Source organism: Pseudomonas asturiensis, assembly GCF_900143095.1.
GTDB lineage: Bacteria > Pseudomonadota > Gammaproteobacteria > Pseudomonadales > Pseudomonadaceae > Aquipseudomonas > Aquipseudomonas asturiensis.
On sequence record NZ_FRDA01000019.1, the window covers coordinates 73962 to 94312 of the forward strand.

Annotated in this window: 13 protein-coding genes; 4 read left to right on the forward strand and 9 right to left on the reverse strand. The window is 59.1% G+C overall.

The features are described from left to right. Window positions 1-180 precede the first annotated feature (180 nt). The 7 genes from BUB69_RS24490 to BUB69_RS24530 all read right to left on the reverse strand — a co-directional run bounded on the left by BUB69_RS24490 (window position 181) and on the right by BUB69_RS24530 (window position 13154). The gene (locus BUB69_RS24490; protein WP_024689189.1) at window positions 181-957 is read right to left on the reverse strand and encodes an ABC transporter permease; all 777 of its coding nucleotides are present in this window, start codon (window positions 955-957) and stop codon (window positions 181-183) included. A gap of 137 nt (window positions 958-1094) precedes the next feature. Further along, window positions 1095-2900 (reverse strand): DUF4214 domain-containing protein, encoded by a 1806-nt coding sequence (locus tag BUB69_RS24495; RefSeq protein ID WP_175561847.1) that lies wholly within the window; start codon window positions 2898-2900, stop codon window positions 1095-1097. A 260-nt stretch (window positions 2901-3160) separates the two neighbouring features. After that, window positions 3161-6538, reverse strand: coding sequence for a glycosyltransferase family 4 protein (locus tag BUB69_RS24500; RefSeq protein ID WP_073171821.1), 3378 nt, complete (start codon window positions 6536-6538; stop codon window positions 3161-3163). A 1073-nt stretch (window positions 6539-7611) separates the two neighbouring features. Beyond that, window positions 7612-8658 carry a GDP-mannose 4,6-dehydratase gene (gene gmd, locus BUB69_RS24515; RefSeq protein ID WP_024689192.1) on the reverse strand — a complete coding sequence of 349 codons (1047 nt, stop codon included), beginning with the start codon at window positions 8656-8658 and terminating at the stop codon, window positions 7612-7614. Next, window positions 8655-10082: a TolC family outer membrane protein gene (locus BUB69_RS24520; protein ID WP_073171825.1), complete on the reverse strand. Its 1428-nt coding sequence runs from the start codon at window positions 10080-10082 to the stop codon at window positions 8655-8657. The genes gmd and BUB69_RS24520 overlap by 4 nt, the downstream gene beginning before the upstream one ends. Then, window positions 10079-11392: an HlyD family type I secretion periplasmic adaptor subunit gene (locus tag BUB69_RS24525; protein WP_084537182.1), complete on the reverse strand. Its 1314-nt coding sequence runs from the start codon at window positions 11390-11392 to the stop codon at window positions 10079-10081. Before BUB69_RS24525 ends, BUB69_RS24520 begins: the two co-directional genes overlap by 4 nt. Window positions 11393-11414: 22 nt before the next feature. After that, window positions 11415-13154, reverse strand: a complete 1740-nt coding sequence (locus BUB69_RS24530; protein WP_073171831.1) for a type I secretion system permease/ATPase — start codon at window positions 13152-13154, stop codon at window positions 11415-11417. A 274-nt stretch (window positions 13155-13428) separates the two neighbouring features. Between BUB69_RS24530 and BUB69_RS24535 the strand changes: the two genes are divergently transcribed. The 4 genes from BUB69_RS24535 to BUB69_RS24550 all read left to right on the forward strand — a co-directional run bounded on the left by BUB69_RS24535 (window position 13429) and on the right by BUB69_RS24550 (window position 17483). Further along, window positions 13429-14589, forward strand: a complete 1161-nt coding sequence (locus BUB69_RS24535; protein ID WP_073171921.1) for a glycosyltransferase family 4 protein — start codon at window positions 13429-13431, stop codon at window positions 14587-14589. Between the two features lie 102 nt (window positions 14590-14691). Further along, window positions 14692-15129 (forward strand): GtrA family protein, encoded by a 438-nt coding sequence (locus tag BUB69_RS24540; RefSeq protein ID WP_235201013.1) that lies wholly within the window; start codon window positions 14692-14694, stop codon window positions 15127-15129. Between the two features lie 15 nt (window positions 15130-15144). Further along, window positions 15145-16002, forward strand: coding sequence for a polyprenol monophosphomannose synthase (locus tag BUB69_RS24545; RefSeq protein ID WP_073171838.1), 858 nt, complete (start codon window positions 15145-15147; stop codon window positions 16000-16002). Next, window positions 15999-17483, forward strand: a complete 1485-nt coding sequence (locus BUB69_RS24550) for a hypothetical protein (RefSeq protein WP_073171842.1) — start codon at window positions 15999-16001, stop codon at window positions 17481-17483. The genes BUB69_RS24545 and BUB69_RS24550 overlap by 4 nt, the downstream gene beginning before the upstream one ends. 93 nt (window positions 17484-17576) lie before the next feature. On the opposite strand, the gene BUB69_RS24555 is transcribed toward BUB69_RS24550, so the two are convergent. Then, window positions 17577-18317, reverse strand: a complete 741-nt coding sequence (locus BUB69_RS24555) for a class I SAM-dependent methyltransferase (protein ID WP_024689200.1) — start codon at window positions 18315-18317, stop codon at window positions 17577-17579. A 144-nt stretch (window positions 18318-18461) separates the two neighbouring features. Continuing rightward, window positions 18462-20351 (reverse strand): beta strand repeat-containing protein (locus BUB69_RS24560; protein ID WP_175561851.1); only part of this gene is annotated, 1890 nt, incomplete at its 5' end.

Below are 20351 nucleotides of genomic sequence, written 5' to 3' on the forward strand. Positions count from 1 at the left end.
ACACCCCGTTCTCTGCACTGAACACTTTCCTGTGGGAGCGAGCTTGCTCGCGAAGACGTTGTGTCAGGCAACCCATCTTCTGTGCCAGTAACGGCCCTTTCGCGAGCAAGCTCGCTCCCACATGTTGGCATGACAAACGGGGCTCATCTCCAACAGTCCTGTATTCGCCGGGCAACCGGTTTACAGGAAGTCGCGAATGTCGCGTTCCAGTTTGCGGCCGACGAAGATCGAGATGCTCAGCAGCACCACCGAGAACACCACCAGAATGCCGATGGCGGTCAGGTCAGGGGTCTGGCCGGTGATCAAGGCCGCACGGTACGCCAGCACCAGGTGGTGGAACGGGTTGAGCGCCACGACGTGCTGGATGAAGATCGGCAGGATGTTGGCGACATACACAATGGGCGTCAGCCAGAACCACAGCTGCACGATCACACCGACCACTTCCTTGATGTCACGGATGAACACCGAAAGGATCGCGCAGGTGATGCCCAGCGCATACGCCAGCAGCTGCTGGACGAAGAACACCGGGATCCACCACAGCAGGTGCCAGGTGAACTGAAAGCCGATGCTGACCAGAAAGATCATGAAGAAGCTGGTGGCGATCAGGTAATGCACGGTTTCGCTGAGCACGACGTACATCGGCAGCGACCACAGCGACATGCGCACCTTGCCGATCAGGTGGGCCTTCTCGTGGAAGACCTGGGTGATGCGCGTCAGCGTGGCGGCGAAGCAGTTCCAGGCCAGCAGGCCGCTGACCAGGTACACGCTGTAACCCCACGGGCCCAAGTCCTGACCGAGGCCGCCCAGACGCATGCCCATGATGTTGGAGAACACCAGGGTGAAAATGAGGATGTTGATCAGCGGCAGGATGAACGTCCAGGCCGCGCCAAGCATGGAAGCAGAGTGCCGGTCGATCAGGTCCTGGCGAGTAAAGTTGAAAATCAGGTTCCAGTTCATCAGACATTCCGGTGCAGAAGAAGGGGCAAAAGGATACGCACTCCCGGCCCATTAAAAAACCCGCCTTTTGAGGGGCGGGTTTTTTGATTATCAGTCACAGGCCCGAAGGCCTGTAGCCGATACAACCAGTTTGCTAATTAAGCAACGTGGCTGATAACGCCGTTTGCGAAGGAAACTTGCGAAACGTCGGTAACACCGGTCAGGGTGATAACTGCAGCGCCGTCGGTAGCCGAACCAGCAACAGTAGCGCCCAGAACAGCAGTAGTGCTGCCAGTAACCGAAGTTTCAACGATCGCTTGAACGTTGCCGCTTACGGTGTCCTTAACGAAGAACACTTCCAGAGCGTTGTTGTTGCCGCCAGTGATGAAACCAGTGGTAGCGTCAACAGTAGCAGTGCTGTTCAAAGTGTAGCCTTCGCCCAGGAACAGGGAGTCTTTGGCAGCGAAGTTGATAGCAACGTCGTTGGTCTGAGCGATAGCCGAAGTGAAGTGGAACACGTCAGCGTTAGCAGTACCGGCGTTAGCAGCAACTGGCAGCAGAGTAGCGTTGTTGTCAACTGCAGTTTGAGTCGAGGTAGCAGTGCTGACCAGCGAATCGTGTGCAGTGTCAGTAACGGTGTACTTGGCTTCCAGAGCGTCAACAGCTTTCGAAGCGGTCAGCAGGGTGTTGTCTTCAGTGACGGCGTCGTAAGCAGTTTTCCAGGTAGCGCCAGAGCCGGTCAGCGCAGTGCCAGCGGTGGACAGCGAAGCAGCAGCTACAGCTTCGGAGTGCTCCAGGGCAGCAACAGTCTTCACAGCGCTGAATTCGCTGATCGAAGCGAAAGCAGTGGTGATTTTGCTGATGGTGGCATCAGTAGTACCAGCAGCCGACAGAGTAGTGTAGATGTCAGCAGCAGTGGTAGTCGAAGCCAGGCCAGCGTCGGACAGAGCCTTAGTGTAAGCAGCGGAGTTAGCGCTGTTAGAAACGTAGGCAGCGAAAGTACCGTTAGCTTGGTCAATGTCACCCTGTGCAGCGCCTTGGTTGGCTGCTACAGCTTTGACTGCTGCGTCGTAAGCATTGATTTTGTCCACAGCGGTGGTGTCGCTGGTCAGGTAATCAGTGCGAGCAGTTGCCAACGTTTTAGTGTCAGCGGTCAGCTTGGTGGTCAGCGTTTCAGTGTTCAGCGTACCGTTGTCACGAGCGGTAGTGATAGCCGCTTCCAGAGCAGTTGCTTGAGCTGCATAGGTAGTAGCGGTCGATGCGGTGGTGTCACCGATCACGCCAGCTTTGTCACCAGTGGTGGACAGAGTAGCCAGCTCAGCGCTCAGAGCTTTCAGGGTAGCAACGTTGTTGGTTTCGAAAGCAGTAACGGCAGCGTCAGCAGCGATGTCAGCTTTCAGAGCCGAGATGCCAGCAGGAACAGCGATGCCGCTCAGGGAACCGTCAGTCAGCTTGTCCAGCGCAGTGCTGATCGAAGCGTTGGTGGTAACGCCGGAGATGATCGAAGCAGCGTCAGCAGCCAGGAAGTTGGTGCCAGCAGCGTTGGTGTAAACCTCGGAAACCAGAACCTTGTTGGTTACGGTCTGGGAGTCAGCAGCGCTTGCGCCATTGATGAAAGCAGTCAGCAGCAGGTCGGTGCTAACGGAAGCGCCGCCACCGGTAGTCCAGTAGGCCAGGCCATCAGCATCAGCAGCACGACCGAACAGGTTGCTGTAGATTTTGGCAACGGTGTCTTCACGAGTCAGACCGCCGTAGATAGCGGCGTACTCTGGCTGCGAGTTTACGAAGTTAGCGCGCAGGTCTTCCAGAGTCAGGGTAGCTGGAGTTGCGTTCAGCTCGGTCGACCAGTAGTCCAGACCAGCTTTGTCGGCAGCACGGCCGAGGTAAGCAACATACAGCTGTTGAATCTGTGCAGTAGTAGTAGCCATTACGTATACATCTCCAAAATAAGTCGATATCGACATCCAGGCTTCCATAACGGATGAGAGCCCGTCGGCCCCAGCCTGTTGCCACGTCCCGGCGGGCCATGGCCCCCTTTATGGGAAGTCAGCCTCTGCTGACCTGCTTATCGCGTTACCCGTTTCGACTTTTTTCAAGGCCGTCAAGCAGATAACACAATGGCCGGCCGATCATACATGTCAAAATGGCGGCGTAACAATAGCTGACACCGTTCTTTTTTTGTCTTGTCTATCAGAACTTTTCGTAAATCTTGTAAGACATTTCATTAAACATCGTGGGCTAAAGTTTTTGCGTTTTCGGCCGAGAGGCCCATCAACACGTTACGTAACCGCGCTGAAACGCTTCTCCATCCGTGATTACGCAACCATTTTTCCTGTAAGACCTGTGGTACAGCGTCAAGATTTTCTCGCAGGCCTTTCGCCATGGATTGGCTATCAGTGCCCGGCAAAAATGTGACCGCATCCTCAACATCTTCAAAAATCGCCAGCGGTGTGCAAAAAACCGGACGACCGGTACTCAGCCCCCAGCGCACCGCCGCACTCGACGATTCCTGCGTGTGTTGATAGGGGAAGACGATCGCGTCGGCCATGCCCAGCCATGACAGCGATTCCTCGTCGCTCAGGTAATCGGTAATCAGCGTCACCCGCCCGGCCAGGTCCGGCTGGGCGATGCGCTCGCGGCAGGCCACGGCCAGTTCAGCCGATACCGGCACCGGGTATTCAGCATTGACCAGCAGCAGGTGCAGCTTGCTGTCGTCCTTGGCCAACAGCGCAAACGCCTCGATCAGTTCCGGCATGCCTTTGTGCGGCAGCAGAAAGCCGTAGCTGGCGATGATGGTCTTGCCCTGCAGGTTGGCCGCCTGTTGACGCGCGCCCGGTGCGGGCGGCGGGGTGTCGATCACGCCGTGGGGGAACATCAGCAGGTTGTCGCGCAGGCCGAAGTCCTTCAGACGGTTGAGGTCGCCCACGCTGTGCACCAGCAGGCGCGCCGACTGGCTCAGGGACTCGCGCAGGTCGCGCAGTGACTTGAGCTGTTCGCCATGCTGCACGTCGGCCGTGGAATGGAACACCACCAGGGTGCAGATGCCGCGGCCGTGGGCCCAGTCGAGCAACGAGGCGAAGGCCTGCAGGCCGAAGAACGAGAAGTTGAACTGGATCAGCAGCGTATCGACCCCCGAGCGCTCGATGGCTGCCTTCAGGCGCGCCAGGTCGTCGGTGTCGCCGGCGCTCCAGCAACGCTCGATGTTGCTTTCATCGCGACTGGTCAGCACCACGCCGTCGTTGGCGAACACGTGGCAGTCGAGGCCGAACGCCGGTTCAAGCAGTTTGGTGCTGTAGGTGGCGATACCGCAGGCGCTGTTCCAGGTGGTGACGGTGCCCAGGCGCGGGGCCTTCTTGAGCAAGGGTTGCTGGCTGGCCTGCGCCATGGCGTCAACGCTGGCCTTGGCCACGTGCGACCAGGTGAAGCGGCTGCGGATCAGCGCATCGGCGGCCTCGACCCGGGCGGCCGTGACGCTGGCCAGACGGCCTTCGCCCCACGCCAGGTAGAACTCGCCCAAGAGGCTGGCCAGGTGTTCGGCGCTTGGCTCGAACCACACCGAGGCGGCGGCATCCAGGTGGGTGCGGGCGCGCTCGTAGCGGTAGTCGATCAGCCAGGCGGTGTCTTCGGTGCAGAAGTCGCTCTGCCCGCCCTGCCCGGTCACGATCACCGGCAGGCGATGCAGCATGGCTTCGGCCAGTGGCAGGCCGAAACCCTCACCGCGCGACGGCGCAACCAGCGCGTCGGCCATCGTGTACAGCGCACGCAGCGCCGAGTCCGGCAGGTCCTGCACGATCAGTTCGACGGCCGGGGCCGAGGGCAGGCTGGCGGCCCAGTCGGCGACTTCCTTGCGAATGTCGTGGTGCGGGTTGGGGAAGGTCTTGATGATCAGCACCACCGGCTGCTCGGCGGTGAACGCCTGGCCGTAGGCGTTGAGCAGCACGTCCACGCCTTTGCGCGGAAAGCATGAGGACACGTGCAGCAGTTTCAGGCGCTCGGCGCTGACGTTGGGCATCGGCGGCAGGCTGCTGGCGTCGATGTCGGCGCGCAGGATGTGGTCGGCGCCCAGGCCGACGGTGGCCAGCGGCGCGGTGACGCCGTTGTCGAGCAGGGTGCGGGTGACCCAGCTGGACATGCTGGTGATCAGGTGCGCCTGGTGGTTGAAGTCGTGGCAGTAGCCTTGCGGCAGGCTCGACTCTTCCCAGCCGTAGCAGGACACGACGTTGAAGTCGCCCTGCATGTCGGTGACGCGCGGCGGGTACATCAGGCGCAGTACGTCACGCGCAGGCTGTTCGCCGCGCGCGTGCAGGTCGGCGCAATCGGGGTTGGCGTCCAGAAACGCCTGATCGACCGGAATCGGCCCCGGCCCTTCGGTGGCGCGCAGGCCGACCCGGTGTCCGTGTTCGGCAATGGCGCGGCCCAGTTCGCGGTTGACCAGCGCCAGGCTGTAGGTGCTGTCGAACGGACCTTCGATGCGGTAATCGACCAGCGACGTTGGCGCACTGACCGGGAAGCTGAATTGCGGCAGCTGGATGTCGAATTTGCTCAGGTAGCTGCTCAGGCGGTCGTACAGGTGCTGGTAACCGAACTCGTGCATGCGCTCGATGCCACGGCGGCGCATGTTGCGGCGCAGGGCCGGGTTTTCCATGAGTTGCGCGATGGTGGCCGCCACTTGATGCGGATCGGCGTTGTCCAGCAGCAGACCGGCGCTGCCCAAGGTGTGGATCACGTTGCTGTTGGGTGCGTCGTAGGCCAGCACCGGCAGTTCGTGGGCCATGGCCTCGATCAGCGGCATGCCGAAGCCTTCGTGCAGGCTCAGGGAAACGAACAGGTCGCTTCGGCGGTAGAGCGAGGTCAGGGTGTCGTCATCGACCTTGCCGGTCAGGCTGACGAAGGACTGAATGCCCAGTTCCTGAATACGCGCCTCGATGCGCGCCTTGTAGTCCGGCACGGTGAAGCCGCCCACCAGGTACAGCTGGATCGGCACGGGCGAGCTGCGCAGCAGCACGGCGAAGGCTTCGACCAGGCCCAACTGGTTCTTGTGCGGCATGATGCGGCCGACGTACAGCAGGGTGAACGGGCGCGGCGTGTCGTGGCGTTTGACGGCGTGCGGCTGGATGCGCTCCAGGTCCACCAGCAGGGGAATTTCGGTGATGTTTTGGTCGCTGTAGCCGTGCTTGAGCAGGTCCTGCAGGTTCTGCTGGGAATCGGCAATGCTGCCGGTCAACCAGTGTTTCCAGGTGTCGACCTGCTCCCAGCCATGGGCGAGCATCGGCTGGATGGCGTGTTCGGGCGGGAACAGCTCGCCGGGGGTGATGTTGTGGAACACCATAAACTTGGGTTCCGGCAGATCACGCAGCCAGGCTTCGACCGGGTTGCCGATGCCGTGGTGAACCAGCAACGCATCGGCGCTGCCGGGCAGGTAGTCGTCCATGCACAGGACATCGCCAGCCATTTGTTCGGAAGGACGGATGCAGTAGATGTCTGACTTGACGCCCGCCAGACGTAACAACTTTCGGGTGAGCATCATGCCGTTACTGATGCCGTCGCCGGGGGAGACGCTGATTGCAAACTGGTGGATGGTGACCTGTACTTCGCTGTGCATGGAGTGGCCTGGTAAAAATGGAAAAAAAATGAAACAGGGCGCTATTGAATACTATTTTGGGGCCGCTGTGGGAGGCCTCACTACACCTTCAACGTAGCGCTGTCGCGCATCCCGTGTGGGAGTGGACTTGTCCACGAATAGGCCAGTACATCCGGTAGAGATCTGGTGCCTGATGCATCGCCTTCGCGGACAAGTCCGCTCCTACCGGGTTTGATCGTGGGAGTGGACTTGTCTACGAATAGGCCAGTACATCTGGTAGAGATCTGGCGCCTGACACATCGCCTTCGCGGACAAGTCCGCTCCTACAGGGTTTGATCGTGGGAGTGGACTTGTCCACGAATAGGCCAGTACATCCGGTAGAGATCTGGCGCCTGACACATCGCCTTCGCGGACAAGTCCGTTCCTACAGGCCGGGTTTGATCGTGGGAGTGGACTTGTCCACGAAAGGGCCAGTGCATCCGGTAGAGATCTGGCGCCTGATGCATCGCCTTCGCGGACAAGTCCGCTCCTACTGGGTTGATCGTGGGAGTGGACTTGTCCACGAATAGGCCAGTACATCTGGTAGATATCTGGTGCCTGACATACAGCCTTCGCGGACAAGTCCGCTCCTACTGGGTTTGATCGTGGGAGTGGACTTGTCCACGAATAGGCCAGTACATCTGATAGAGATCTGGCGCCTGACACATCGCCTTCGCGGACAAGTCCGCTCCTACCGGGTTTGATCGTGGGAGTGGACTTGTCCACGAAAGGGTCAGTGCATCTGATAGAGATCTGGCGCCTGATGCATCGCCTTCGCGGACAAGTCCGCTCCTACCGGGTTTGATCGTGGGAGTGGACTTGTCCACGAAAGGGCCAGTGCATCCAGCCGAGATGCAGCGCCTCACATATCGCCTTCGCGGACAAGTCCGCTCCTACAGGCCGGATTGATGTGGGAATGGACCCACCGATGCCTGCCGGGCACTTTCTCGCGGCCATGAAAAAGGCCGCGTTTTCACGCGGCCTTCTCAGATAGCTAGCTATCTAGATATATAGCTAGCTATTACGTACGCCCTGCTCTTCTATATATAGAAGGATCAGAACGATTTGCCAGACTGGACGCGCTCCAGGTCAGCCTTGACCATCAAGTCGCACAGCTCTTCCAGAGTGGTCTTGGCTTCCCAGCCCAGAACGCGCTTGGCTTTTTCCGGGTCGCCGATCAGCAGTTCGACTTCAGCAGGACGGTAGAACTTCGGGTTGACCTGAATGACGGTCTTGCCGGTCTTGGTGTCGATGCCGTGTTCGTTGTCGGCGCTGCCTTTCCATTCCAGGTTGATGTCGACGGCCTTGAATGCCATGGACACGAAGTCGCGAACGGTTTCAGTGCGGTTGGTGGCCAGAACGAAGGTGTCCGGCTCGTCAGCCTGCAGCATGCGCCACATGCCTTCGACGTATTCCTTGGCAAAACCCCAGTCGCGCTTGGCGTCCATGTTGCCCAGTTCCAGGACGTCCTGCATGCCCAGGGAAATGCGCGCTACGGCGTCGGTGATCTTGCGGGTCACGAACTCTTTGCCGCGCAGTGGCGACTCGTGGTTGAACAGGATGCCGCTGGAACCGAAGATGTCGTAGGACTCACGGTAGTTGATGGTCATCCAGTGAGCGTACAGCTTGGCCACGCCGTACGGGCTGCGTGGGTAGAAATCGGTGGCTTCGGTCTGTGGAACCTGCTGAACCTTGCCGAACATTTCCGAGGTCGACGCCTGGTAGAAGCGGATCTTCGGGTTAACGATGCGGATGGCTTCCAGCAGGTTGACTGCGCCCAGGCCGGTGATTTCGGCGGTGGTCAGCGGCTGATCGAACGACACGCCCACGAAGCTCTGAGCGGCCAGGTTGTACACCTCGACCGGCTCGGCTTTCTGCATCAGGCGGATGCTGGCGGACAGGTCGGTCAGGTCGTGCTCGACCAGTTCCAGGTTCGGGTGGTTGAGCACGCCAACCTCTTCCAGACGCCAGAAGTTGACCGAGCTGGTACGGCGGTAGGTGCCGTAGACCTTGTAGCCTTTGTTCAGCAACAACTCGGTGAGATAAGCACCGTCCTGGCCGGTGATGCCAGTGATGATCACGGATTTTGTAGGTGCATTCATTGCTTGGAATTCCGGTCGGGGACTGAGTCCGTTTTACTGTTGTTGCTCAACCATACATTGACGCTTTCGACGCTTTCTTCGGAAAGCTTGCCGGCCCAGCGATTGAGGATGAACAGATTGGTAATGAAATCGTATTGAGTCTTGAGCAGATCACGACGCGCCTTGAACTCGTTCTGAGTGGCAGTCAGCACATCCACAGCATTGACCACGCCATAACTGAAAGCCGCCTGGGACGCGATGCTCGACTGCTCGGCTGACGCAAGGGCATTTCGATTGGCGCGTATTTTTTCGACACTTGAGTCTGCGGTCAAGTAAGCATTGGTGGTTTCTTTGACGACCTGGCGGCGCGTGGCCTCCATTTGCAGTTCTGCAGTGGTCTGGTCCTGGTAAAGGCCACGTACCCGGGCCGATGCCGAGCCACCGCTGTAGATCGGCACTTGCAGACCGATACCGGCCACATAGCTGTCGGTCTTGGGCGCCAGGGCGTTGTTGTAACCCTCGTTGGTGTTCTGCGCACTGAGGTTCAGGCTGAGCGTGGGGTAATGCGCGCCCTTGCCGCCACGCAATGCGGCCTCGGCGGCTTCGACGGCGCTTTCACCGGCGCGGATCTGCGGGTTGCTGTTGACGGCCAACTGCACCCAGCTGTCCAGGCTTTCGGCCGACACTTGCAACTCGACGTCATTGCGCACGCGGCTGAGCTTTTCCTTGACCGGGCGGCCGACGATTTCCGACAGCGCGGCACGGGTCACGCGGACCTGATTGCGGGCGTCCACTTCCTGAGCGGCCAGGGAATCGACCCGGGCCTGAATGTCGAGCTTGTCGGTGATCATTGCCAGTTGTTTGGCATACAGCGCGTTGACCCGGTCGAGGTTCTTCTGGGTCGCACGGCGCTCGGCCTGCACCAGCTCCAGTTCGTCGTCAGCGGCCAGCGCTGCGAAGTAGCGTTGGGCAAGGTCGACGGTCGCTTCGGCCTGGGCCTCTTCGGACTCGGATGCCGACTGCTTGGCCAGGCTCTTGTAGCGCTGGTAGTTTTCCCAGGCGGCCTTGTTGTACAGGTGCTGGCTGAGCGTGACGCTGTAGTTTTCGCTGTTGTAGATCTGGTTGGTGGTCTCGTTGACCTGCTTGATGCGGTTGGCACCGGCATTGGCGGTGATCTGCGGCAACAGGCCGCCCAACGCTTCGCGCTGCTGTTCCTTGCTCGACTGGGCACGCGAGTAGGACGCCAGCACGCGCGGGTCTTCCAGACGCGACTCGCGGTAGAGCTGCATCAGGTCGGCCGAGTACTCCACAGCGCTGACGCCTTTGGGTGCAGGCTTGGGCTTGGACGGTTCTGCCGTTTTCGGTTCGGCGGTCTTCGGCTCGGCAGCGTGTGCCTGAAACGCCAACATTCCTACTAACAGACAGGGCAACAAGCGCACAATCATTCCTCGATCATCGACTGGGCAATCGCGTTACGCGCCGGCTGCAAGAGGTATTGCAGCATGGTGCGCTCGCCGGTCTTGACCAGCACGTCAGCCGGCATACCGGCCAGCAGCTTGCGGTCACCCAGTTTCTGCGCGCCTTCAGGCGTCACGCTGACGCGGGCCAGGTAATACGGCATGCCGGTCTTTTCGTTGGTCAGGCGGTCGGCCGAGACGCTGGTCACGACGCCTTCGATCACAGGCGTGGTCGCACTGTTGAACGCGCTGAAGCGGATATCGGCGGTCTTGCCGATGTTCACGCGGTTGATGTCCTGCGGCGGCACTTGAGCTTCGACCACCAGGTCCGACACCGAAGGCACGATGTCCAGCAATGGCGTGGCCTGACGCACGACACCGCCAATGGTGTGTACGGTCATGCCGATGACCATGCCGTCGTCCGGGGCACGGATGACGATGCGGGTCAGGCGATCAGCCAGCGCAGCGGTGCGTTCCTGCAGGTCGTAGGCCTTGGTCTGCACTTCAGCCAGTTGCTTGGCCACGTCGGCGTCGAAATCCTTGTTGATCTGCAGGATCTGCAGTTGGGTTTCGTTGATCTGCAGACGGGTCTTGGTGATGGTCGAACGGTGGTCGGCCACTTCGGACTTGAGCATGTCGAGCTTGCGTTGCTGTTCGAGCATGCGCTGCTTGTCGACGAAGCCCTTGGCAAGCAGGTCGGTCAGTTCGGTGATCTCGTTGGTGTAGGACTTCTGCAGGTTGGTCTTGGTACCGATCATGTCCTCGGTGCCCTTGATCTGCTGGTTCAGCTGACCAATGCGTTCCTGCAGCACCGAAATCTGCCCCAGACGCGCGCCACGACGGGCATTGAACACCTGTGTTTCGCCCATACGGGCTTCGATGCCACGCGGGGTGTCCGCCTCGGTCATGGTGCCGAAATCGATCTGCGCCTTGCCGTCACGCTCTGCTTCCAGACGCGCTTCCATGGCCTTGGCGGCGATCAGCTGGTTGTGGTTCATGTCGTATTCGGCGCGCAGTTGAGCGTCGTCGAGGACGATCAGCGGATCACCTTTCTTGACGATGTCGCCATCGTGGGCGAGCACGTCCTTGACGATACCGCCTTCCAGGTGTTGCACCGTCTTGCGATAGGTCTGAACCGTGACGACACCTGGGGCATAGACAGCGCCATCAATGGGTGCCACCGCGGCCCAGGTGCCGAAAATGCCGAACACCACGATCAGAATGGTGAAGCCAAGACGACGGGTCTTGGCATCGGAGGTCGGCAAGTCAGCGAAGTTATCAACGTTTTTGGTCAGCATGCGGGTCATCGATATCTTCCTGTCAGGCGCGAACCGGATTGGCGCCTGTGCCCACCTGGGCGGCTTTCTGTTGAGCTGCGGCTTGTTGCTTGTTGAGCTCTTCCATGACCTGGTCACGCGGGCCGTACATGCTCACGCCACCTGCGGCCATGACCAGCAGGCGGTCGAGTACCGCCAGGATCGTGGTGCGGTGGGTGATGACAAAAATGGTCGCCCCGGACTTCTTGAGCTCCAGAATGGCCGATGCCAAGGCACGTTCGCCCACCTCATCGAGGTTGGAGTTGGGCTCGTCCAGCAGAATCAGGCGAGGGTTGCCGTAGACGGCACGCGCCAGACCGATTCGCTGACGCTGTCCACCGGACAGGTTCACGCCATCGCTGCCGATCACAGTGTCGTAACCGTCAGGCAGGTGCAGGATCATTTCGTGTACGCCGGAAATCTGCGCAGCGGCCACGACCTTTTCGGCGTCCACGTCGGCAAAGCGCGCAATGTTCTCGCTGATGCTGCCTTCGAACAGTTCGATGTCCTGCGGCAGGTAACCGATGTAAGGGCCCAGCTCTTCCTTGTCCCACGAACTGATGTCAGCACCGTCAAGACGGACCGTGCCGTGCTGGGGTGCCCAGACGCCCATCAGGGCACGGGCCAGGGTCGATTTGCCGGACGCGCTCGGGCCGATGATGCCGACCACCGAACCTGCCGGCACGCCGAAGCTGATGCCACGGATGATCGGGTTCTTGCTGCCGGGTGCGCCGACGATCAGGTTGTCGACCAGCACGTTGCCCTGCGGGGCCGGCAGCGACATGCGCTCAGGCTCGGACTTGAGCTTGTCCATGATGTTGTTGAGGCGGTCGTACTGCGAGCGCGCAGCAATGAAGCCTTTCCAGCTGCCGATGATCATGTCAATCGGCGCCAGAGCGCGACCCAGCAGGACGGAACCTGCGATCACCAGGCCCGGGCTGATTTCGTGGTTGACCGCAAGGTACGCACCCAGGCCCAGGATCAGCGACTGGATGAGCATGCGGAAGGTCTTGGAAATGGCACTGATCACGCCGCCCTTGTCGCTGGCCTGGGACTGCAGCACCAGGACTTTCTTCTGGCGGCGGCTCCAGCGCTGGATCAGGGTGCTGAGCATGCCCATCGATTCGATGACTTCGGCGTTGCGCAGGTTCTTGGTGGTCTGCAGCGTGGCGGCGATGTTTTCCTTGTTCGCCTCACCCAGTGCCTTGCCCGTGCCACGCTCGTTGAGGTAGGCGAGGATCAGGAGAATGATTGCGCTGGCAATGGCCACCCAGCCATACCAGGGGTGGAACATGAACATCACGGCGACGTAAATCGGCAGCCACGGGGCGTCAAAGAATGCGAACAGCCCGTTGCCGGTCATGAACTGGCGCAGGCCGGTCAGGTCGTTCAGAGGCTGTGCGGACGCATCCATACCACCACTTTCAAGCGCACGCTTGAAACTGGCGCGGTAGACATCGCGGCTCAGCAGCACATCCAGCTTGGTGCTGACGCGCACCATGATGCGCGAGCGAATCCACTCCAGCGACCCCATCGTGATCACCAGGATGGTCATGATGATGGTCAGCATGGCCAGCGTCGTCAGACTACCGCTCGTCACCACGCGGCCGTAGACCTGCAGCATATAGAAGGTAGGGACCAGCATCAGCGCGTTCACAAAGAAACTGAAAACACCAACCGATATGAAACTGCTCTTGCAGGCCTTTAAAGCCGCTTGCAAGCTGTTTTCATGTGCGTTGCGCATAATTTCCTGACTGCCACGGGGGTAAAAGCGCGCGAGTGTATCACCACCCTAACGCGCGATAAATGAAAAAGGATTTAGCCGAAATCACTGTAGGACGCACGGTTGTATATAATGTCGGCCAATTTCCGGTTGCGTGGCCTTCTAAGCGGCGGTTAAAGTCAACCTCATCTAAATCTGTTCCGATTCCCAGATACTTGTGGTTCAGCTGTTATTCAGCAATGGTTCATTTGTGGACAGTGGACGAGCGGTTTTTGCGAACACTTGTAGCGAGTCAATCATGCGCGTTCTGCATTTCTTCAAGACTTATTATCCTGATACCACCGGTGGCATCGAGCAGGTCATTTTCCAGCTCTGCCAGGGCACACGCGACCTGGGTGTCGACAATCAGGTCCTGACCTTGAGCCCACATCCGCACCCTGCACGTCTGCAGGTGGCCGATCATTCGGTGGTGCGCGTCAAAGAACAGCTCAATCTCGCGTCCACCGGCTTCTCCCTGCAAGCTTTCAGCCGATTCAAGGCCATGGCCCGGGAAGCCGATCTTGTGCACTTTCACTTTCCCTGGCCGTTCATGGACCTGGTGCATTTCGCCAGCCTGCATGATCGGCCCACCGTGCTGAGTTATCACTCGGACATCATCAAGCAACGGTCGCTGCTCAAGCTCTACACGCCGCTCATGAATCGTTTCCTGAAGTCGATGGACCGTATTCTGGTGGCCTCGCCCAACTACCTTCGCAGCAGTGACACCTTGCAACCGTTTGCCGACAAGACCGTGGTGATTCCTTACGGCCTGGACGCTGCTGCGTATCCGCAAGTGACCGAACAGCAACTCAACGACTGGCGTCAGCGCGTGCCGGAAAAGTTTTTTCTGTTCGTGGGTGTGCTGCGTTATTACAAGGGCCTGCAAAGCCTGCTCAGTGCGCTGGAAGGCACCGACTATCCGCTGGTGATCATTGGCTCCGGGCCTGAAGAACAGGCGCTCAAGGCCCAGGCCGAACGCCTGCAACTGCGTCATGTGCTGTTTCTTGGGCGCCTCGATGACGTCGACAAGGCCTGCCTGCTGCAATTGAGTTACGCCCTGGCGTTCCCTTCGCACCTGCGTTCGGAAGCCTTCGGCATTTCGCTGCTGGAAGCGGCGATGTACGGCAAACCGATGATCTCCTGCGAGATCGGCACGGGCACCACCTACGTCAATCTCCATGAAGAAACCGGGCTGGCCGTTCCTCCTGAACAACCCGCCGCACTGCGTGCTGCCTTGCGCCGCCTGTGGGATAACCCCGAAGAGGCCAGCCGTTTCGGGGCCAACGCTCTGAAACGCTTCAACACGCAATTCACCGCGCAACGCATGTGCGAAAAAACCGTCTCGGTCTACCGGGAACTGGTGAAGGGTAAAGTGCCCTCCTCCACCGCTGGCTACTCATCCTCTGAAGAAGCCTGACAGGCCTCTACAGATCATGATCATGTTGCAACAGGCCGCCGTCTGCGTTGGCCCTATAGGGATATAACTGTGTTACCGAGACTCATCCAACAGCTTACCGACTTGATCAGCTTTATTATCAGAGGCCTGCTTCCCAAATCCCTGATCTCTTTTCTGATCGTGGGGTCACTGGGCGTCGTTGTGCACATGACCGTGCTCAAGACCGTCATGCTGCTGGCCACGGATAATTTTCGTTATGCCAATGCCTGCGCCATGATTGTTGCCGCCACGTTCAATTATCTGCTCAATAACAAGGCGACTTACCGGGACACCAGTTTGTCAGGCAAACGCATCATTGCCGGTTACGCGATTTATCTTGCGATTACGTCTGCCGGGCTGGCGCTCAGCCTGCTGATTTCCGGCGAAGTGTATGACCGTATTGGCATGCCGATGGCATCTGCCTTAAGCGGTATCGTGGTGGGTTCCTTGTGGAACTACTTCATGTCTTACAACTTTGTCTGGAAATTGCTTTCGCCAAAGTCCAGCCCCGCCAATACCTGATCGAGAAGTACGCCCATGAAGACGCTGGTCTTTTTTGCCACGTATAACGAAGCTGGCAATGTCCAATCCATGATTGATCGCATCGCCGAGTCGACGCCCCATGCCGATATCCTTGTGGTCGATGACAACAGCAAGGACGGCACGCTGGACATTCTGGAGTCGCTGACCCGCCCCAACCTCAAGGTCGTGGTGCGTCCTGGCAAGCTGGGCCTGGGCACAGCGCATCTGCTGGCCTGGAAATACGCCATCCATCACGGTTACGACATTCTGGTGACCATGGACGGCGACCATTCCCACGATCCGGCCGATATCCCGCATCTGATCAATCGCCTGAATGACAACACTGATCTGGTGATCGGCTCGCGCTATGCCAAGGGCGGTCAATGCGATTACACCGGCTACCGCCTGCGTGTCAGCCAGGCTGCCAACCTGGCTTCGCGCCTGTTGCTGGGTATCAAACTCTCGGAGTTCACCACCTCGTTTCGTGCCTTTCGGGTCAACCGCCTCAACGCCATCGATTTTGATGCACTGGTGGTCGGCGGCTATTCGTTCTTCCTCACGGTGATTGTCCAGGCGCATCGCCACGGCCTGCGGGTTGCAGAGCACCCGATCCACTTCCACGAGCGCAACGCCGGCGTGTCGAAAATACCGCCACTGGAAATTTTTCGAGGCATGGCGAACCTGGTGAGACTGGCCTGCGTCACTCACCTGACACGTGTTTCGGACGCCTTCGACAACAGCCCGCTCGACTGCGAACAATGCAGTGGTGACTCTTCGCTCATGCGCATCCGCAGCCGCACTGCGGGTAAACACGCCAAGGATGAAATCTGCCTGCACTGCGGTGATGCCAAGCATGGAATCACCGCTCAATGAAAACCGGTGTTCCTGCTGATCGTTCTCGCTCTCTGCTTCCTGGTATCGCGCTTCTGCTGCTCTGCGGTCTCATCGCCGGTATTGCCTTCCCCATGACGGTCACGTTGTCGGGTATGCAGGACGGCGATGGCATGCTCACCGCATTGATCTCCACCCAGAACCTGACCTGGTATTTCTGGGGCCAGGATCGTCTGCTCAATGTGCTGCCGGCCCTGACGCATCCGTTCACCAACGTCGAAACCAACCTGAGGCTGCAGGTGATGATGCGCGCAATGCTTGCCTATCTGGCCCCGCTCGGCGTGCTGGTTTTCCTGACTCGCGAGCTTCGCCTGCTGGTCATTGCCGTTGCGATTGCCAACGTGGTGGTCGTGACTTGCCTGGCCCCGTACGCGCTGTTCAACTTCTATGTACAGCACAATACGGCGGGCACTTCGCTGGTGATGCTGGCCGCAACCTATGCATTGACCTACAGCCGACTGCCAAAGCCTGTGATGGGTGTGCTGGTGGTGCTGACGTTGTGCGTGGCGTATGCCGCCAACTTCGCACTGCTGACCTATGCCCTGCCGATGATCGTGCTGATAGGCCTGCTCAAACGCGAAGAGCGCAAGCGGCATGCGCTGTTTCTGGCGGCCAACTTTGTTGCGATCCTGGTCGCCCGGTTGCACAGCAGTTACTTCGGCGAACCTTCGACCTCGTATGGCATGCAGATTTCATGGGACGCTCTGGTCGCGGCGGGCCACTCGATCCATACATTCATGCACCTGTTCACGCTCGCCACTTTCGCCGTCGTCGCAGGCCTGTGTTACCCCTATGCCCGGGAAAAGCGTCCCTGGGAAATCGCCGCAGCGGTCTCCATCGGCCTGGGCCTGGTCGTGTTGCTGGCCAACACGTACTGGGTGCAGAAAAACGGTTACGACATTCGCTACTTCATCACCGCACAGATCCTCATCACCTCGGTGATCGGCTATCTGATCGCTCAGGCGCTGCTGTCGCTCAATCTGCGCTATGGCCTGGTCGTGGCCTTGTGCATAGCGGCGCTGGCCAATTGCGTGGCGATGGGGCTTGGCGGGTACAACGGCTATTACAAGGAGCTGGTCTCACCCACATGGCGTGCACAGTCGGCTGCCGTGGCCGACGTGGCCGTTGCACAGAACGTTCGGGTGATTGCCGGTGGTTTCTGGGACGTCTGGGCGGCGGTCTATCAGACCAAGCGAGAACAGCGTTCCAGGCCTAAATACGAGCGCATGGACGTGTATGGCGCAACGTTCAGGGGCGAGGTGCTGCGTGAGCAGTTTCTGGCATCGGTGCTTGGCAAAGGCGAGCAAAACGCCTTGTGCTTCTACACAGATGTGAATCAGTGCCTTGTGGAAATCAATGCCCGGTTCCACTTGCCGCCGGATTACACGCTGACACTCAAGAAGAGCGAAGCGGTGCAGATCCTCAGCCTGCCGATGCTCAAGCTGGTGTTCGAGGTCAATTGAACACACTTGCCGATCACCCGACTCACGGGTGACCGGCAAAAGCGCCCTGCCCTGCGCGCCTGAACACTCAGGCGACGCATCAAGCGGCTTTTTTCAGAGTTTGAATACCAGCCCCTGGCCTGTCGGCAACTCCAGTACTTCAAGACCGAACTCGGCAAGCAACGGGTCTTCGGCTTCTTTCTGCGCGCGATAAACCCACCATCCATAGTCATCCAGTATCAGCACGCTACCCGGCACCATGCGCGGGACAATGCGCTTGAGCGCTTCGACTTCGGCCGGCGCCTGATTCAGATCGATATGCGCAAAGGCAATCTGCTCCGGGAAACCCTGCTCGAACGAGTCCGGGACATAGCCTTTGATGACCTGTACGAACGGGTAGGCCGCAAAGCGCTCTTTGACGGTGTTGTGCAACTGCGGTCCATGGTTGGGCATGGCGTGATGCACATCGCCTTCATCGTGTTCGAATGCGTCGTACAGGTAGTACTGTTTACCCGTAGACGCGAGATCGACCCTGTCTGCAATGACATTGGCGGTGTTGCCTTTATAGGCACCGACCTCGACAAAATCCCCCGGCAGACGCCGGGCCATTTTTGCAAAGTGGCACAGGATGTACGTGCGCCAGATGATGGACATTTCAATGTTGGAAGTGGCGTTTTTCCTCATGGCAGCCATGAACGGCTCATCGGTCATGAAGCTGAAGTTGCGGTTCCAGCAAATGACATTGTCGGCACTGTAAAAACTGTCGGGGGTGGCGACGCTTTGGCGCAGCCCTTCAAGGCTGTGCTTGAATAGTTCGGGGTTGATAATGTTGAAACTGTCGCCGTTAACGATCATGGTTTTTTTCCTTTTCCATCGCCCTTATCCATGGATGAATACGTGCCTGATGCCATCTGGCACGTATTCAGATTGAATGACGCCACATAAAAAACCCCCGCTTCCAGAAGGAAGCGAGGGTTCGGTTACGCGTAATCAGGCAGCTTAAACAACCAGGACGCCGGTGGTGTGCAGATCGTTGATGGTGGTGACATTGCCCGTCAGGGTAATGGTCGCCACCTGAACGATGTCAGACGCCGAGTCTACAGCCGTTGCACTGCCGCCCAGCGAAGAGTCTACGAAGTAGACGTTCGCTTTATGCGCGGTGTTGTCGATGGTCACCAGCACTTCCTTGCCGTTGACTGCCGACAGATAGCCGCCGGTGAAGTCAGCGACGCTGATGGTGTTGGCGGTCTGCAGACCGAAGCCACCGTTCTGCGCAACAGACAGGCCGTCAACCAGCGTAGCGCTACCTGCCGCACCACCAAAGTTGGACCCGCTGTTAACAATCTCGGTACCCAGGTTGTAACCGTTACCCAGGAACGAGTTGAAGTTCAGCGTGCTGTTGCTGGCACCGGTGATGAAACCGTTCAGGGTGTCATTGCCGTTCAGTGCAGCCGTTGCGGCGAACGAGAATGTGCTGCCGGATTTCAACAGCACAGTGTCGTTGCCGGCACTGGAGTCGAAGGTCTGCTGACCGGTACCCATGATCACGTTGGACAGTGTGGCCGCATGGACCGTGACACCGTTGCCGTCACCCACGGTGATGGTCTGGGTGAAACGACCGCTGCCCGCCAGGTAGATGTCTTCGAAGCCTGTGATTTTGCTCAGGTCGATTGATGTGCTGGTCAGGCCGACATGCAGTTCATCGGTCGTCGCAGTGCTGGTCAGTGCAAGCGTCTTGCCGTTGAGTGCAGCTGCCGTGTCGGTCAGGTTCACCTTCTCGCTGCCCGACAGTTGAATGCCGGTAGCTTTCAGAACGCTGTCGACCGCTGCAAAGTTGCCGGTCAGGCCAGTGACGGTTGTGGCATCGACTTGGGTGGTGGTCAGCGCGTCGATCGAGGTCAGGCTAGTGGCCGCCAGACTGCCGGTGTCCGTCACCTTGACCGCAACCGAACCCGTTACATAACCGTCAGTGTTGGCCGACAGGTTGGCAGCGGTGTCGGCAATGCTGGTGTAAACCAGTGCCGGGGTGACCACGTTGTCGATGGATTTGAGCTGAGCCAGCGTAGCACTGCCATCAACGGTGACCACCGTGCTGGCCAACACGTAAGCACCGGTGTTGGTGATCAGGTTGGCAGCGCTGTCCTTGATGCCTGCGTAAGTAACGGTGGTTGCAGCAGCATCAATGGTCGCAAGTTGAGCGATGCTGGCGTTGTCGCTGACGGTCACAGCGCGACCTGCAGTGAAGGTGCCCGCACCCGCGTTGGTGGCAGCATCGGTTGCCAGCGCCAATGCCGTGTCGTTCAGGTCAGTGGTGTAGGTCACGGTGCCGGTGCCATTGGCGGTATCGAGGCTGGTGAGCTGGGCCACGGTCACCGCGTCTGTCACGACCACGTTGGTATTGGCATGGATGCCTGTGTAGTAAGCCGATGCACCGATTGCTGTCAGGTTGGCGTTGGTGTCGGTAATCGTGGTGTAGGTCAGCGTACCGTTACCGTTGGCAGCATCGATCGTTTGCAACTGAGCGATGGTGACCGCGTCGGTGATGGTGACGTTGGAGCCTTCGCCGATGTAAACCGAAGCAACACCCGAGGTGACAAGGTTGGCGGCAGTGTCGGACAGTTCGATGACGGTCACTTTGCCGGTGGTCTTGGCGTCGATGTCTGTCAGATCAGACAGGCTCACGGTGCCGCTGACGGTGACCGGTACGGCTCCGGTGAGGTAGGTGCTGTCAGCGATCAGGTTGGCCGACGTGTCGTTGATCGACTCAACCGTCAGGGTGCCGGTGGTCTTGCCATCAATCGAGGTCAGTTGCGCGATGGAGGCCGCGCCGCTCACGGTGACAGGCACTGCGCCTGTGACATAGGTGCTGTCGGCGATCAGGTTAGTGGC

What these genes read in the sequence shown, in the direction of transcription:
- BUB69_RS24490 (WP_024689189.1), bottom strand. Translation starts at nt 957, where the DNA reads ATGAACTGGAACCTGATTTTCAACTTTACTCGCCAGGACCTGATCGAC.
- BUB69_RS24550 (WP_073171842.1), top strand. Translation starts at nt 15,999, where the DNA reads ATGAAAACCGGTGTTCCTGCTGATCGTTCTCGCTCTCTGCTTCCTGGT.
- BUB69_RS24500 (WP_073171821.1), bottom strand. Translation starts at nt 6,538, where the DNA reads ATGCACAGCGAAGTACAGGTCACCATCCACCAGTTTGCAATCAGCGTC.
- gmd (WP_024689192.1), bottom strand. Translation starts at nt 8,658, where the DNA reads ATGAATGCACCTACAAAATCCGTGATCATCACTGGCATCACCGGCCAG.
- BUB69_RS24555 (WP_024689200.1), bottom strand. Translation starts at nt 18,317, where the DNA reads ATGATCGTTAACGGCGACAGTTTCAACATTATCAACCCCGAACTATTC.
- BUB69_RS24520 (WP_073171825.1), bottom strand. Translation starts at nt 10,082, where the DNA reads ATGATTGTGCGCTTGTTGCCCTGTCTGTTAGTAGGAATGTTGGCGTTT.
- BUB69_RS24495 (WP_175561847.1), bottom strand. Translation starts at nt 2,900, where the DNA reads ATGTCGATATCGACTTATTTTGGAGATGTATACGTAATGGCTACTACT.
- BUB69_RS24545 (WP_073171838.1), top strand. Translation starts at nt 15,145, where the DNA reads ATGAAGACGCTGGTCTTTTTTGCCACGTATAACGAAGCTGGCAATGTC.
- BUB69_RS24525 (WP_084537182.1), bottom strand. Translation starts at nt 11,392, where the DNA reads ATGCTGACCAAAAACGTTGATAACTTCGCTGACTTGCCGACCTCCGAT.
- BUB69_RS24530 (WP_073171831.1), bottom strand. Translation starts at nt 13,154, where the DNA reads ATGCGCAACGCACATGAAAACAGCTTGCAAGCGGCTTTAAAGGCCTGC.